We start from the raw sequence: 13,164 nt of genomic DNA on the forward strand, positions 1-13,164 counted from the left end.
AGGCAAGGCAGGTCCCCGGACGGGTTCCTGCCTTGCCTGCGTGGATGCTCCAAACAGTGTGCCGGACTATGCGGCTACCGGCTCTTTCACCTCGGCTTCGGCGTGGTGGCTGATCATGGTCAGCTCGTCGAAGGGCGTCGCACCGGACAGGACGTTGGTGACCTGCGTGCGGTCGATTTCCTTGACCCAGGTACCGATCAGCACGGTGGCCACCGCGTTGCCCGTGAAGTTGGTCAGGGCGCGTGCTTCGGACATGAAGCGGTCGATCCCGACGATCATCCCGACGCCGCCCAGGAGTTCGGGCCGGTGTGCCTGCAGGCCGGCTGCGAGGGTGGCCAGGCCGGCACCGGAAACGCCTGCCGCTCCCTTGGAGGCAATGATCATGAAGACCAGCAACGATACCTGGGCGCCCAAGTCGAGCGGAATGCCCATGGCGTTGGCGACGAACAGCGATGCCATGGTCAGGTAGATGGCGGTTCCATCCAGGTTGAAGGAGTAGCCGGTAGGCACCGTGACACCGACAACCGGCTTGGAAACGCCGAGGTGCTCCATCTTGGCGATGAGCCTGGGCAGCGCCGCTTCGGAGGATGAGGTGGAGAAGATGAGCAGGTACTCGCGGGCCAGGTACTTCATCAGCTGGAAGATGCTGACGCCGGCAACAACCCGCAGCAAGCTGCCGAGTATCACCACGATGAACAGCGCGCAGGTGATGTAGAAAGCGACCATCAGGGTGAGCATGCCGAAGATGGCTTTCACTCCGGTGGCGCCGACTACCGCGGCGATCGCGCCGAAGGCACCGACGGGCGCCAGCCACATGATCATGATGAGGATGCGGAAGACGAGCGCCTGTCCATGCTGGATGGCTTTGAGTACCGGTTGGCCCTGGGAGCCCATGCGCTGCAGCGCGAAGCCCACCAGGATGGCAACCAGGAGCGTCGGCAGCACGGGAATGTCTCCGGGGATGATGCCCAGCAGGAAGTCGGCGGTGCTGTTCGAAGAAGCAGGCGCATTGGGGTTGTAAGGGATCAGCTTCAGTCCCTCGCCCGGGTGGATGATGTTGCCGACCACCAAACCAATGGCGAGCGCGAAGGTGGACATCACCAGGAAGTAGATGAGTGCGAGGCCGCCGACCTTGCCGACGGTGGCCGCCTTGGCGATCGACCCGATGCCCAGGACGATGGTGCAGAAGATGACGGGGGCGATCATCATCTTGATGAGCTTGATGAATCCGTCACCCAAAGGCTTGAGTGATTTGCCCACTTCGGGGAAAAGCAGGCCGACGACGGCGCCCAGCACAACTGCGGCGATCACGGCGATGTAAAGGTAATGCGACTTGTCCAGCCCCTTGCGCCCGGCCTTCGCGGGTGCAATCTCTCCTCTTTGAGAGGTCATGGCTTTGCTCCTTATAGATACTCTGGAAAGCGCCGTGGTCCCTGCAAAATGTCCCTGCGTCGCTCTGCTGTGATACCCATCATTAGGCGCGGCGTGACATGTATCACTGTTGCGTTCATATTGGTCACAGGATGGCCCGTGGAAAGGAGCACGTGATCCGACGCTGGAGCATTGCCCGGAGACTCTTCGTGGCAAATCTGCTGTTCATCCTGGCGCTCACCGCGATCGTGGGAACGGTGGCCTTCGTGGACGCCCGGGACCGGGCCTACAACGACGCCGGCCAGCGCATGCAGGCTGTGGCCGCGGCGATCGCAGCCAACCCCCTCGTCCTTCAGGCCGCCGGCACACCGAACCCTTCCGCCGCCCTGCAGCCTTACGCCCAGGTGGTCATGGCCAACGCCCATACCGACTTCATCACCATCATGGCCCCGGACCGGACGCGCTGGACCCATGCGAACCCCGACGAAATCGGCAAACCCTACATCGGCACCATCGACCCCGCCCTCCACGGCCAGACCTTCACCGAGGTCACCGCCGGTACGCTCGGCCCGTCCGTCCGCACCATCGTTCCCGTGGAGGATTCCTCCGGGAAGGTCCGGGCCCTGGTGGCAGCGGGTGTGACGGTGCGGACGGTGGACGTCGCGGTCTCAGCCCGGCTCACGACGATCATCGCCTTCTCCCTGGCCATGCTCGCCGGAGGCTCGCTGGCCTCCTGGTTGTTGGGCCGCTACCTGCGTTCGGTCACCCGTGGCTGGGGACCGGAGCAATTGGCGCAATTGTTCGCCTACTACGAGTCGGTACTGCATTCGGTCCGCGAAGGCGTGGTCCTGATCGACACTGGAGGCCGCGTGGTCATGTACAACGACCAGGCCGCGGAGCTGCTGGGACTAGAGCGCTCCGACGTCGATCCCGGCGCGGGAGCCGCTCCGCGCCTCGCGGACCTGCCCCTCGAGCCCAGCCTCCATGGGCTCTTCGAGTCCGGCCGGACAGCGCACGACGAAATCCACCTGACAGGGTCCCGGATCCTGGTGGTGAACCAGGCGCCCGCCGTGGGACCCCCGGGAATGAGGGGCCGGCAGCGACCGGCCGTGTTCGGGACCGTGGCCACGCTCCGGGACAGGACGGAAATCGAGTCCCTGGGCAGCGAACTCGAAACCATGAAGACCCTGTCCGACGCCTTGCGGGCCCAGACACACGAACATGCCAACCGGCTGCACACCATCGTGTCCCTCATGGAACTCGGACGGACCACCGACGCCCTGGAGTTTGCCACCAAGGACCTTGAATTGAGTCAACAGCTGACCGACCACCTCGTGGCATCGGTGGACGAACCTGTCCTGAGTGCGCTCATCATGGGGAAGTCCGCCGAGGCGCACGAACGCGGGGCGGAGCTCACGGTCACGGTGACGGGCGGGGACGGCCTCCAGGGCCTGGCTGTCCAGGACCTCGTGACGATTTTGGGCAACCTGCTGGACAACGCGCTCGACGCCGCGGCTGCCGCTCCCCCGCCCCGCAAAGTGGAACTGGGCATCGAGTCGGGCCCCGAAGGAACCACGTTCACGGTGGTCGATTCCGGCCACGGGATCGATCCGGGCATCGTGGACGACGTCTGGCAGTACGGATACAGCACGAAAGCGGCCGGCGTCGGACAAGGCGGGCAAGCCGGAGCCCCTTCGCGCGGCGTGGGGCTGGCCTTGGTTCGCCAAGCGGTGCAGCGGCTGGGCGGTACGCTGTCCATCAGCGACTCCACGAGCGCCTTGGGCGGTGCGTTCTTCCGCGTAGCGCTCCCCGCGCCGGACTCCAGGAAAGAAGCCGAATGACCGAAATCCGCGTCCTCGTTGTCGAGGACGAACCCATCGCCGCCGATGCCCATGGCGTCTACGTCGGCCGAATCGACGGCTTCACCGTTGCGGGAACGGCCCCTGACGGACAATCGGCCCTGCGGTTGCTCAACGAGTTCGCTGTTGCCGGGCAGCCGGTGGACCTCGTCCTGCTGGACATGAACCTGCCGGATCTTCACGGACTGGACGTTGCCCGCCGGATGCGTGCTTCGGGACTGCTTGCGGACATCATCGCGATCACCGCCGTCAGGGAAGTGAACATTGTCCGCAGCGCGGTGTCGATCGGCGTGGTGCAGTACCTCATCAAGCCGTTCACGTTCGCGACGTTCGCGGACAAGCTTGCCAGTTACCGCGCCTTCCGCGAGCAACTCGCCGCACCGGCGTCGGGCGCGCGGCCGAGCGGTGCGTCCCAAAGCGATGTGGACCAGGCATTTGCGAGTCTCCGCGCACCCTCCGAAGTCCCACTGCCCAAGGGCCTTTCCGCCCATAGCCTGGAGTCCGTCAAAGACCTCCTCGCGAGCCTTGGCCGGCCGGTGTCCGCGAGCGAGGCAACCGTCGCCCTGGGGATGTCCCGGGTCACCGTGCGCCGCTATCTCGAGTACCTGGCCGACGCCGGAATGGTCACGCGGAATGCCCGGTACGGCACTCCGGGACGGCCGGAGAACGAGTACCGCTGGAACCGAAGTTAGTCCGCAATTCACGATAGATGTATACACAAATCGATCATCTGGCGAGTATTCTCCAGAAAAGCTAGGCTTGATCGCCGTTTGTGTATACACTGAGGACGTCCACCCAGTGAAGGAGGGTCCATGCGTGCCAGCGACAAAGCCTATGCGGCCCTGCGCGAAGACATCATTGAATGGCGCCTGGCACCCGGAACGGTCCTCGCGGAAGTGGAACAATCCGAACGATTGGGCGTGTCCCGCACGCCCGTCCGGGAGGCGCTGAGCCGGCTCAGCGCGGAAGGGCTGACGACGGCGGCAGGCGGCCGCGGCGTCGTCGTCACCGACATCTCGCTGGACGACATCGACGAACTGTTCGAGCTGCGCGAAACCCTGGAAGGCAAAGCCGCTGCCCTCGCCGCCGAGCGGGGTGAACGTGCGGTGTTCGAGCAGCTGCACACCGAGCTCCTCCGGGCCCCGGAGATGCTCAACGACAGCGATCCCGCACGGCACGACTATTACGCCCTCGTGGGAAGGCTCGACGACGCGATCGACGAAGCCATCTCCAATTCCTACCTCGCCCAGGCCATGCGCAGCCTGCGCGTCCACCTCGTACGGGTCCGCCGCCTCGCAGCCGACGACGCCGAACGCCTCCATGCCGCCGCGGCCGAGCACGCCACGATCGCCGAAGCCATCGCGGCAGGCAACCCCAGGCTCGCCGAAGCGGCCACCACCCTTCATCTCCACCGCAGTCTTTCCCACGTCAAAGCCACCCACACACCTCACTAAGGAGCACCATGGTGAAGAACAACCACGTCCGCGTCTATAAGAGCGAAGAAAACCTTGCCCGCGAGGAGCAGCTGGCGCACAAGATCGCCACCGTCGCCACCGACTCCGTCGACGTGACTCCCGAGGTCACCGACATGATCATCAACCGGATCATCGACAATGCCTCCGTTGCCATTGCCTCCCTTAACCGTGCCCCGATCGTCGCCGCCCGGGCCCAGGCCTTGACCCACGCGCCCACCACCAACGGCAAGGGCTCGTCCGTCTTCGGGATCAGCGACAAGGTCTCCCCCGAGTGGGCCGCCTGGGCCAACGGCGTCGCGGTACGTGAGCTCGACTACCACGACACGTTCCTGGCCGCGGACTACTCCCACCCGGGCGACAACATCCCGCCGATCCTCGCCGTGGCGCAGCACGTCGGCGCGGGCGGCAAGGACCTGATCCGCGGCATCGCCACGGGCTACGAAATCCAGGTGAACCTGGTCAAGGCCATCTGCTTGCACAAGCACAAGATCGACCACGTCGCGCACCTCGGCCCCTCTGCCGCCGCTGGCATCGGCACCCTCCTGGGCCTCGACGTCGAGACGATCTTCCAGTCCGTCGGCCAGGCCCTGCACACCACCACGGCCACGCGCCAGTCCCGCAAGGGCGAGATCTCCACCTGGAAGGCCCACGCCCCCGCGTTCGCCGGCAAGATGGCCGTCGAAGCCGTGGACCGCTCCATGCGCGGCCAGACCTCCCCCGTGCCGATCTACGAAGGCGAAGACGGCGTCATCGCCTGGATGCTCGACGGCCCGGATGCCTCCTACGAGGTCCCGCTCCCCGAGGCCGGCGAAGCCAAGCGCGCCATCCTGGACACCTACACCAAGGAACACTCCGCCGAATACCAGGCCCAGGCCTGGATCGACCTCGCCCGCAAACTCCACGGTGAGCACCCGGAGGCCACGGACCCGGCCAACGTGAAGTCCGTCCTGATCAAGACGAGCCACCACACCCACTACGTGATCGGCTCCGGCGCCAATGACCCCCAGAAGTACTCGCCCACCGCTTCGCGCGAGACGCTGGACCACTCCATCCCGTACATCTTCACGGTCGCCCTGCAGGACGGTTCCTGGCACCACGTCGACTCCTACAGCCCGGAACGCGCGAGCCGCCCGGACACGGTGGAACTGTGGCACAAGGTCACCACCGTGGAAGACCCGGAATGGACCCGCCGCTACCACTCCCTCGACATCGCGGAGAAGGCCTTCGGCGGCACCGTTGTCATCACGCTCAACGACGGCACCGTCATCACGGATGAGATCGCCGTGGCCGATGCCCACCCGCTCGGCGCCCGGCCGTTCGCCCGCGAACAGTACGTGAACAAGTTCCGCACGCTTGCTGCCGGTTTGGTCGAGGCGTCCGAGATCGAAAGGTTCCTCGACGCCGTCGAGCGCCTCCCGGAGCTCGGCCCGGGCGAGCTGGACCAGCTGAACATCACTGCCGCTCCCGGCGTCATCGACCTCGCCGCCGCACCGAAGGGGCTGTTCTAGATGCTGTATTCCAAGAACACCCCTGAGCAGAAGCGGCTCGCCCTGCGGGAGCTGCTGAACTCAGGGACCATCCAGCAGTTCCCGGGCGCGTTCAACCCGCTCTCGGCACGGCTGATCGAGGAGAAGGGCTTCGCCGGCGTCTACATCTCCGGTGCCGTCCTCGCCAACGACCTCGGCCTGCCGGACATCGGGCTCACGACCCTCACCGAGGTCGCCACCCGTGCAGGGCAGATCGCCCGCATGACCGAGCTCCCGTGCCTCGTGGACGCGGACACCGGATTCGGTGAACCGATGAACGTGGCCCGCACCATCCAGGAGCTGGAGAACGCCGGGCTGGCCGGTTGCCACATCGAGGACCAGTTCAACCCCAAGCGCTGCGGGCACCTTGACGGCAAGAATGTGGTGGACGTCGACACCGCCGCGAAGCGCATCCGCGCGGCAGCCGACGCCCGGCGGGACCCGAACTTCCTCATCATGGCCCGGACCGACATCCGCGCCGTCGACGGGATCGAGGCAGCGCAGGAACGCGCCCGGGCGCTCGTCGATGCCGGCGCTGACGCGATCTTCCCGGAAGCCATGAAGGATCTCAGCGAGTTCCAAGCCATCCGTGATGCAGTGGATGTGCCGATCCTGGCCAACATGACCGAGTTCGGCAAGAGCGAGCTATTCACCGTGGAACAGCTTCAAGGCGTCGGCGTGAACATGGTGATCTACCCGGTCACCCTGCTCCGCATTGCCATGGGGGCTGCAGAGCGTACGCTGGAAACGATCAAGGCCACAGGAACGCAGGAGGCGCAGGTGGAGAACATGCTCACCCGTGCGCGGCTCTATGACCTCGTGGACTACGAGGCTTACAACCACTTCGACACGAGCGTTTTCAACTTCCAGGTTCCTGGGCTCAGCCGGTAACTGGATCAACCAAGGGATGCAGGCGCTCCGGCTATTCCGGAGTGCTTGCCGATGAACGAAGGAGTTCAGCATGGCTGCTGAAGAGATCAAGAAGGGCCTGGCCGGCGTCGTGGTTGACTACACCGCGATCTCCAAGGTCAACCCGGACACCAACTCGCTGCTGTACCGCGGCTATCCCGTACAGGAACTCGCCGCCAAGTGCAGCTTCGAAGAAGTTGCCTTCCTGCTGTGGAACGGCGAGTTGCCCACGCCGGAGGAGCTCGCAGAATTCACAGCCCGCGAGCGTGCGGGCCGCGCCCTTGACCCTGTAGTGAAGCAGGTCATCGATACGCTGCCGACGACGGCCCATCCCATGGATGTTTGCCGGACGGCGGCTTCGGTGCTCGGTGCACGGCACCCCCTGGCCGAGGATTCCACGCCCGAGGCCAACATGACCAAGGCAATTGACTTGTTCGCGGCCATGCCCGCTGTGGTCGCCTACGACCAGCGACGCCGGCGCGGCCAGGGAGTCGTGGATCCCCGCGAGGACCTCAGCTACTCCGCGAACTTCCTGTGGATGACCTTCGGCGAGGATCCTGTGGATGAGGTCGTGAAGGCGTTCAACGTCTCGATGATCCTCTACGCGGAGCACTCCTTCAACGCGTCCACCTTCACGGCGCGTGTGGTCACCTCCACCCTCTCGGATCTCCACTCCGCGGTCACCGCGGCGATCGGTGCCCTCAAGGGCCCGCTGCACGGCGGTGCCAACGAGGCCGTCATGCACACCTTCGAGGAAATCGGCATCCGCACCGAGGAATCCCTCGATGAGGCTGCCGGCCGGGCGAAGACCTGGATGGAACACGCCCTGGCGCAGAAGAAGAAGGTCATGGGATTCGGGCACCGCGTCTACAAGCACGGCGACTCCAGGGTGCCCACCATGAAGGCCGCACTGGACAAGATGATCGCACACTACGGCCGGCCCGAGATCCTGGGCCTGTACAACGGCCTCGAGCAGGCCATGGACGAGGCCAAGGCGATCAAGCCCAACCTCGACTACCCCGCCGGACCCACGTACCACCTCATGGGCTTCGACACCCCGACCTTCACCCCGTTGTTCGTTGCCAGCCGCATCACCGGCTGGACCGCACACGTCATGGAGCAGCTCGGATCGAACTCCCTGATCCGTCCGCTCAGCGCATACAACGGCGTGGACGAACGGCACCTGCCGTAATTTTCGGAACGTACGACGTCGGGCCGGTCACCCTAGGGGGCCGGCCCGACGTCGTTCTGGGTTCTGCCTGGAAGTCAGCGCGCGGCTCCCGAATCCAGCCACTCGGCCGTGTGGACTTCGGCGACGCTTTCATTGTCATGAGCAAGCACGACTTCAACGGCGATGCGTTGGCCGGAAATCATGGCCGGCAGCCAGTGCTCGGCGTCGGCCCACATCTGTTCGACAGGGAGTCCCTCCACCCGGTACCACTGCGGCGCTATTTCATCGCTTTCGGCGGGTTCGCCGGTCCATCGCCCGGTCAGATACACCGTGGTGAACATGTTCCACTCAGGCTTGGCGGGGAAGACGAAATCCACGGTGCCCGCGGGAATGAGGTCCTCTTCTTCCACGTGGACGAAGATCTCCTCCTGGACTTCCCGGCATACGGCCTCGGCCGCCGTCTCTCCGGCTTCCACATGTCCGCCGACGCCCACGACCTTCCCGGTGCCGAAGCCGGTCTTTTTCCGGCCCAGGAGCACCTCCTGTCCGGCGTCGCCGTCGCGGAGCAGGAAGCACAGGGTGACGTGGGCTGCGGTCATTGACCAAGCCTAACTCTGCAGCTCCCCGGAAGTGCGTCCTTGCTACAGTTGGCCCATGAGCGCGGATGGGGGTGAAGCTCCCACGACGGAAACCTCTTCAAGCGCCTCGGCGAACGAGGCGGAGGCCCGGGCAGATCAAGCCTCCGAGGCATGGCTGCCGGGCTGGCTGGTCCGGCATCCGCTCTACGCCGGATGGGCATGGACCGGATTCTGGGCGTTGTTGATCGTCCTCGATGAATTCCTCGACCTCGCCGGCTGGAGCTGGTACCTGCTGGTCGGCATGGCCGCGCTGCCGACCCTCCTGTCGACGCTGGCGGTGCTGAACGCCACTCCCCGCAGGCATTTGAAACCACGCAACGAATCAGTACTTGGCCACTTCTTCGTGAGGTTCCTTGCACTGGTGACTGCATTCCTCGTGTGGGGCGTTTCAGTGGTCATGAGCGCTTCGATCTCCACGACTGTCCAGGCCGCCGTCGGAAATTCCGAGCGCGAAGTCACGGCCCTCGGCTTCAACTTGCTCGTGGCAGCCGTCCCGCTTGTCATTTCGGTTCTGTGGATGGCTTTCATCGTCCGCTGCGCCTGGTTCCTGCGCCGATTGCGCGGCTGGAGCCAAAGTCCCGCCAGCTCACGGGTGCCGAAGAAATTCCTGCGCTCCCGGCCCAATCTGAGGCGGGTGGTTGTCGGCTTGGCGCACCCGGGCCTTCTGCTCGTGGCCGGACTCGGCATGTCCATCCTGGCGCTGTTCCTGAACGCGGTGGAACTGACCTTCAAGGTCTTGGCGTAACCGGCACCGCGCAGTGTGCAGTGTGCGGTGTGCAGTGTCCAGTGTGCAGTGTCCAGCGGGCAACGCATGGCGTCAGCCGAGCGCCCGCGGATGCGCAGCGGCGTAGACTTCGCGCAAAGTGTCGGCGGTGACCAGGGTGTACACCTGCGTGGTGGTCACCGAGGCATGGCCCAGGAGCTCCTGCACCACCCGGACATCGGCGCCGCCCTCCAGCAGATGCGTGGCGAAAGAATGCCGGAGGGTGTGCGGGGAAACGTCCTTGGTGATGTTGGCCTTCTCCGCCGCGGTCTTGAGAATGGTCCAGGCGCTCTGCCGGCTGATCCGGCCTCCGCGGGCATTCAGGAAGAGTGCCGGGGTGCCTTTTCCTTTCGCGGCCAACGCAGGCCTTCCGCGAACCACGTAGGACCCGACGGCGCGGGCACCGTAGGACCCCAGCGGCACCAGGCGCTCCTTGGAACCTTTTCCGAAGAGCCTGACGATCGCGGGGCCATCGGATTCCGCTTCGAGGGAGACATCGTCGACGTCGAGCCCCACCGCTTCGCTGATGCGGGCGCCCGTGGAGTAGAGGAACTCCAACAGCGCCCGGTCCCGCAACCCTGTGGCGGTATCGGCGCCGGCGGCCTCAAGGATCCGGGTCACTTCGCCGACGCTGATGGCCTTCGGCAGCCGCTTGCCAGGCATGGGCGGGTGGACATCGCTCGCCGGGTCCGCCGTCGTCGTCCCCTCCAGGGCCCAAAACTTGTGGAGCCCCCGGACGGCGACCACGGTGCGTGCCGCCGAGCGGACACCGAGGGCGGCGCCACCATCCGAGCCGTCGGACAGTGCCTGGACAAAGGCCGTGACATCGTGGCGGGAGATGTTGCCCGGTTTGTCGACACCGGACGCGGCCAGGAAGTTCGCATAGCGGGACAAGTCCCGGCGGTAAGCGGACAAGGTGTTGCTGGCAAGGCCACGTTCCACGCCGAGGTGTTGCAGGTAATCCGTGACGGCCCGGTCAATGGCGGTCTGGACCCGGGTCTCCGCGAGCTGGGGCACGGTCAGCGCTGGCTCGGGTGGGCGGGCCAGGGAGCATTGGCGGGGCGCAGGTTCCTGAAGCCGTCCGCGCGTGCGGCGGCGGCCGCGAGGATCCCGACGACGGCGGACGGGTTGTGCAGCCGGCCTTCGAGCACCGCGGAAACGGCTTCGTCGAGCGTCACCCACACGAGCTCGATCTCGGCTTCTTCATCCGTGCGGACGTGCCGTTCCGCCTCGGGAACGCTTCCCAAACCCCGTGCCAGATAGATGCGGATCGCCTCGCTTGAGGAGCCGGGAGAATTGAAGAAGTCCGCGAGGACATTCCACGTGGCCGCCGTAAGATCGGCCTCTTCCGCGAGCTCCCGGGCTGCGCCGTCCACGAAGTCCTCACCGGCGACGTCAAGAAGTCCGGCGGGAATCTCCCACAAGTCCATGCCCACGGGGTGGCGGTATTGCTTGAGCAACAGGATTTCGCCGTCGACATTCATCGGCAGCACCGCAACAGCGCCGGGATGGTCGATGTAATCGCGGACCAACGGACCGGTGTCTTCGCCCAGTTCGAAGGCGTCGCTGACGACGTCCCAGATCCGGCCTTCATAGACCTTGCTGGACGACAAAAGACGGCGCGGGCTCGGCATGTCCGAAACCTTCCGAAAAGTGCTGGGGGTTTCAGAAATACCGGGCATCGCGCCGTCCTTCGTTTGTGTGAGCGATTACTTTGCAGCTACCTTGCGGGCCGACTTTGCTCCGGCATCCACGCCTGCCTGACGCTCCAGCGCAGCCTTCACGAGCCCGGCAAACAGCGGGTGGGGGCGCGTGGGGCGGGAGCTGAGCTCGGGGTGGGCCTGGGTTGCCACGTAGTACGGGTGTACTTCGCGCGGCAGTTCCACGAACTCGACCAACTTGCCGTCGGGAGACGTTCCGGAGAACACGAGCCCCTCGGCCGCAATCTGCTCGCGGTACTTGTTGTTGACTTCGTAGCGGTGGCGGTGGCGCTCGCTAACGGTAGTTGCGCCATAGGTCTCCGCAACCACAGAGCCTTCATCCAGCTTCGCTTCGTAAAGGCCCAGGCGCATCGTGCCGCCGAGGTCGCCCTTGCCGTCCACGATGTCGAGCTGTTCTTCCATCGTGGCGATGACCGGGTACTTGGAGTCGGGTTCGAACTCGCTGGAGGACGCTCCCTCGAGGCCGACCACGTTGCGGGCGTACTCGATGACCATGCACTGAAGGCCGAGGCAAAGGCCCAGCACCGGAAGCTTTGTCTCGCGTGCGAACTTGAGCGCGCCGAGCTTGCCCTCCAGGCCACGGATGCCGAAGCCGCCGGGAACGCAAATGGCGTCGACGCCGGCCAAGGACTTGGTGGCGCCTTCGAGGGTTTCGCATTCGTCGGACGGGACCCAGCGGATCTTGACCTTGGTTTCGTTCGCGAAACCGCCGGCACGCAAGGCCTCGGTCACGGACAGGTAAGCGTCCGGGAGGTCGATGTACTTGCCCACGAGGGCAACTTCAACGTGGTGCTTGGGGTTGTGGACTGCTTCGAGGAGCTTGTCCCAGCTGGTCCAGTCGACGTCCTTGAACGGGAGGTCCAAGGCACGGACGACGTAGGAGTCAAGGCCCTGGGAGTGCAGCGTCTTGGGGATGTCGTAGATGCTGGGAGCATCGGCGGCATTGACCACGGCGTCGATATCGACGTCGCACATGCGGCCGATCTTTTCGCGCATGGCCTCGGGCACTTCGCGGTCCGAACGGATCACGATCGCTTCCGGCTGGATGCCAAGGGAGCGCAAGGCGGCAACAGAGTGCTGCGTTGGTTTGGTCTTCAGTTCCTGCGAGGGGCCGATGTACGGCACCAAGGAGACGTGCAGGAAAAAGACGTTGTTCCGGCCGATGTCCTGGCGGACCTGGCGTGCGGACTCGAGGAAAGGCTGGGACTCGATGTCGCCAACAGTGCCGCCGATTTCGGTGATGATGACGTCCGGAGCGCTCTTGCCTTCGGCGGGAAGGCGCATGCGGCGCTTGATCTCGTCCGTGATGTGCGGGATGACCTGGACGGTGTCGCCGAGGTACTCACCGCGCCGTTCCTTGGCGATGACCGTCGAGTAGATCTGGCCGGTTGTGACGTTGGCCGAACCCTCGAGGTTTTCATCCAGGAAGCGCTCGTAGTGTCCGATGTCGAGGTCGGTTTCGGCGCCGTCGTCAGTGACGAAGACTTCGCCGTGCTGGAAGGGGTTCATCGTGCCCGGATCCACGTTGAGATAGGGATCGAGCTTCTGCATAGTTACAGACAAACCGCGTGCCCGCAGCAGGTGGCCGAGGCTCGAAGCCGTCAGTCCCTTACCGAGCGAGGACGCCACACCGCCGGTGACAAAGATGTGTTTGGTCGTCTTGGACGAGCCCGGAAACCGGGAATTTACACGGGAATTTGATCGCTGCACCACGGAATTCGAGCCTATCAT

At 65.0% G+C, this 13,164-nt stretch carries 11 protein-coding genes and 1 pseudogene; 7 read left to right on the forward strand and 5 right to left on the reverse strand.

What is annotated here, in order from left to right:
• Nucleotides 1–66: 66 nt before the first annotated feature.
• Nucleotides 67–1,392 (reverse strand): cation:dicarboxylate symporter family transporter, encoded by a 1,326-nt coding sequence (locus ACSBOX_RS13285; RefSeq protein ID WP_442542867.1) that lies wholly within the window; start codon nt 1,390–1,392, stop codon nt 67–69.
• Between the two features lie 152 nt (nt 1,393–1,544).
• Between ACSBOX_RS13285 and ACSBOX_RS13290 the strand changes: the two genes are divergently transcribed.
• The 6 genes and pseudogenes from ACSBOX_RS13290 (at nt 1,545) to ACSBOX_RS13315 (ending at nt 8,332) form a co-directional block, all read left to right on the forward strand.
• Nucleotides 1,545–3,212, forward strand: coding sequence for an ATP-binding protein (locus ACSBOX_RS13290; RefSeq protein ID WP_442542868.1), 1,668 nt, complete (start codon nt 1,545–1,547; stop codon nt 3,210–3,212).
• Nucleotides 3,209–3,922: a response regulator gene (locus tag ACSBOX_RS13295; protein ID WP_442542869.1), complete on the forward strand. Its 714-nt coding sequence runs from the start codon at nt 3,209–3,211 to the stop codon at nt 3,920–3,922. The genes ACSBOX_RS13290 and ACSBOX_RS13295 overlap by 4 nt, the downstream gene beginning before the upstream one ends.
• A gap of 120 nt (nt 3,923–4,042) precedes the next feature.
• Nucleotides 4,043–4,724 (forward strand): annotated as a pseudogene (locus tag ACSBOX_RS13300) (GntR family transcriptional regulator).
• Complete coding sequence (locus ACSBOX_RS13305; RefSeq protein WP_442542870.1) at nt 4,693–6,213, forward strand: MmgE/PrpD family protein; 1,521 nt, start codon at nt 4,693–4,695, stop codon at nt 6,211–6,213. Before ACSBOX_RS13300 ends, ACSBOX_RS13305 begins: the two are co-directional and overlap by 32 nt.
• Nucleotides 6,214–7,122, forward strand: a complete 909-nt coding sequence (prpB, locus tag ACSBOX_RS13310) for a methylisocitrate lyase (RefSeq protein ID WP_442542871.1) — start codon at nt 6,214–6,216, stop codon at nt 7,120–7,122.
• 70 nt (nt 7,123–7,192) lie between these two features.
• A complete protein-coding gene (locus tag ACSBOX_RS13315) occupies nt 7,193–8,332 on the forward strand; it encodes a bifunctional 2-methylcitrate synthase/citrate synthase (RefSeq protein ID WP_442542872.1) in 1,140 nt (379 codons plus the stop codon).
• Between the two features lie 74 nt (nt 8,333–8,406).
• Here ACSBOX_RS13315 and ACSBOX_RS13320 read toward each other — a convergent pair whose 3' ends face one another.
• Nucleotides 8,407–8,910 carry an 8-oxo-dGTP diphosphatase gene (locus tag ACSBOX_RS13320; protein WP_442542873.1) on the reverse strand — a complete coding sequence of 168 codons (504 nt, stop codon included), beginning with the start codon at nt 8,908–8,910 and terminating at the stop codon, nt 8,407–8,409.
• Between the two features lie 55 nt (nt 8,911–8,965).
• Between ACSBOX_RS13320 and ACSBOX_RS13325 the strand changes: the two genes are divergently transcribed.
• The gene (locus ACSBOX_RS13325; protein ID WP_442542874.1) at nt 8,966–9,694 is read left to right on the forward strand and encodes a hypothetical protein; all 729 of its coding nucleotides are present in this window, start codon (nt 8,966–8,968) and stop codon (nt 9,692–9,694) included.
• 72 nt (nt 9,695–9,766) lie between these two features.
• On the opposite strand, the gene xerD is transcribed toward ACSBOX_RS13325, so the two are convergent.
• Genes xerD through ACSBOX_RS13340 form a run of 3 tightly spaced genes read right to left on the reverse strand, consistent with a single transcriptional unit; the run spans nt 9,767 to nt 13,164 of the window.
• The gene (gene xerD, locus ACSBOX_RS13330) at nt 9,767–10,759 is read right to left on the reverse strand and encodes a site-specific tyrosine recombinase XerD (protein ID WP_442546030.1); all 993 of its coding nucleotides are present in this window, start codon (nt 10,757–10,759) and stop codon (nt 9,767–9,769) included.
• Nucleotides 10,732–11,394 (reverse strand): NUDIX domain-containing protein, encoded by a 663-nt coding sequence (locus tag ACSBOX_RS13335; RefSeq protein WP_442542875.1) that lies wholly within the window; start codon nt 11,392–11,394, stop codon nt 10,732–10,734. Before ACSBOX_RS13335 ends, xerD begins: the two co-directional genes overlap by 28 nt.
• Before the next feature lie 27 nt (nt 11,395–11,421).
• Entirely contained in the window at nt 11,422–13,164 is a 1,743-nt protein-coding gene (locus tag ACSBOX_RS13340) for a CTP synthase (protein WP_442542876.1), read from the reverse strand.

This window comes from Arthrobacter sp. KN11-1C (assembly GCF_052180225.1).
Classification (GTDB): domain Bacteria; phylum Actinomycetota; class Actinomycetes; order Actinomycetales; family Micrococcaceae; genus Arthrobacter.

Bases quoted from the DNA above. Each gene is read 5' to 3' on its own strand.
- ACSBOX_RS13285 (WP_442542867.1), bottom strand. From the start codon at position 1,392: ATGACCTCTCAAAGAGGAGAGATTGCACCCGCGAAGGCCGGGCGCAAG.
- ACSBOX_RS13295 (WP_442542869.1), top strand. From the start codon at position 3,209: ATGACCGAAATCCGCGTCCTCGTTGTCGAGGACGAACCCATCGCCGCC.
- ACSBOX_RS13305 (WP_442542870.1), top strand. From the start codon at position 4,693: ATGGTGAAGAACAACCACGTCCGCGTCTATAAGAGCGAAGAAAACCTT.
- prpB (WP_442542871.1), top strand. From the start codon at position 6,214: ATGCTGTATTCCAAGAACACCCCTGAGCAGAAGCGGCTCGCCCTGCGG.
- ACSBOX_RS13315 (WP_442542872.1), top strand. From the start codon at position 7,193: ATGGCTGCTGAAGAGATCAAGAAGGGCCTGGCCGGCGTCGTGGTTGAC.
- ACSBOX_RS13320 (WP_442542873.1), bottom strand. From the start codon at position 8,910: ATGACCGCAGCCCACGTCACCCTGTGCTTCCTGCTCCGCGACGGCGAC.
- ACSBOX_RS13325 (WP_442542874.1), top strand. From the start codon at position 8,966: ATGAGCGCGGATGGGGGTGAAGCTCCCACGACGGAAACCTCTTCAAGC.
- ACSBOX_RS13335 (WP_442542875.1), bottom strand. From the start codon at position 11,394: ATGCCCGGTATTTCTGAAACCCCCAGCACTTTTCGGAAGGTTTCGGAC.
- ACSBOX_RS13340 (WP_442542876.1), bottom strand. From the start codon at position 13,164: ATGATAGGCTCGAATTCCGTGGTGCAGCGATCAAATTCCCGTGTAAAT.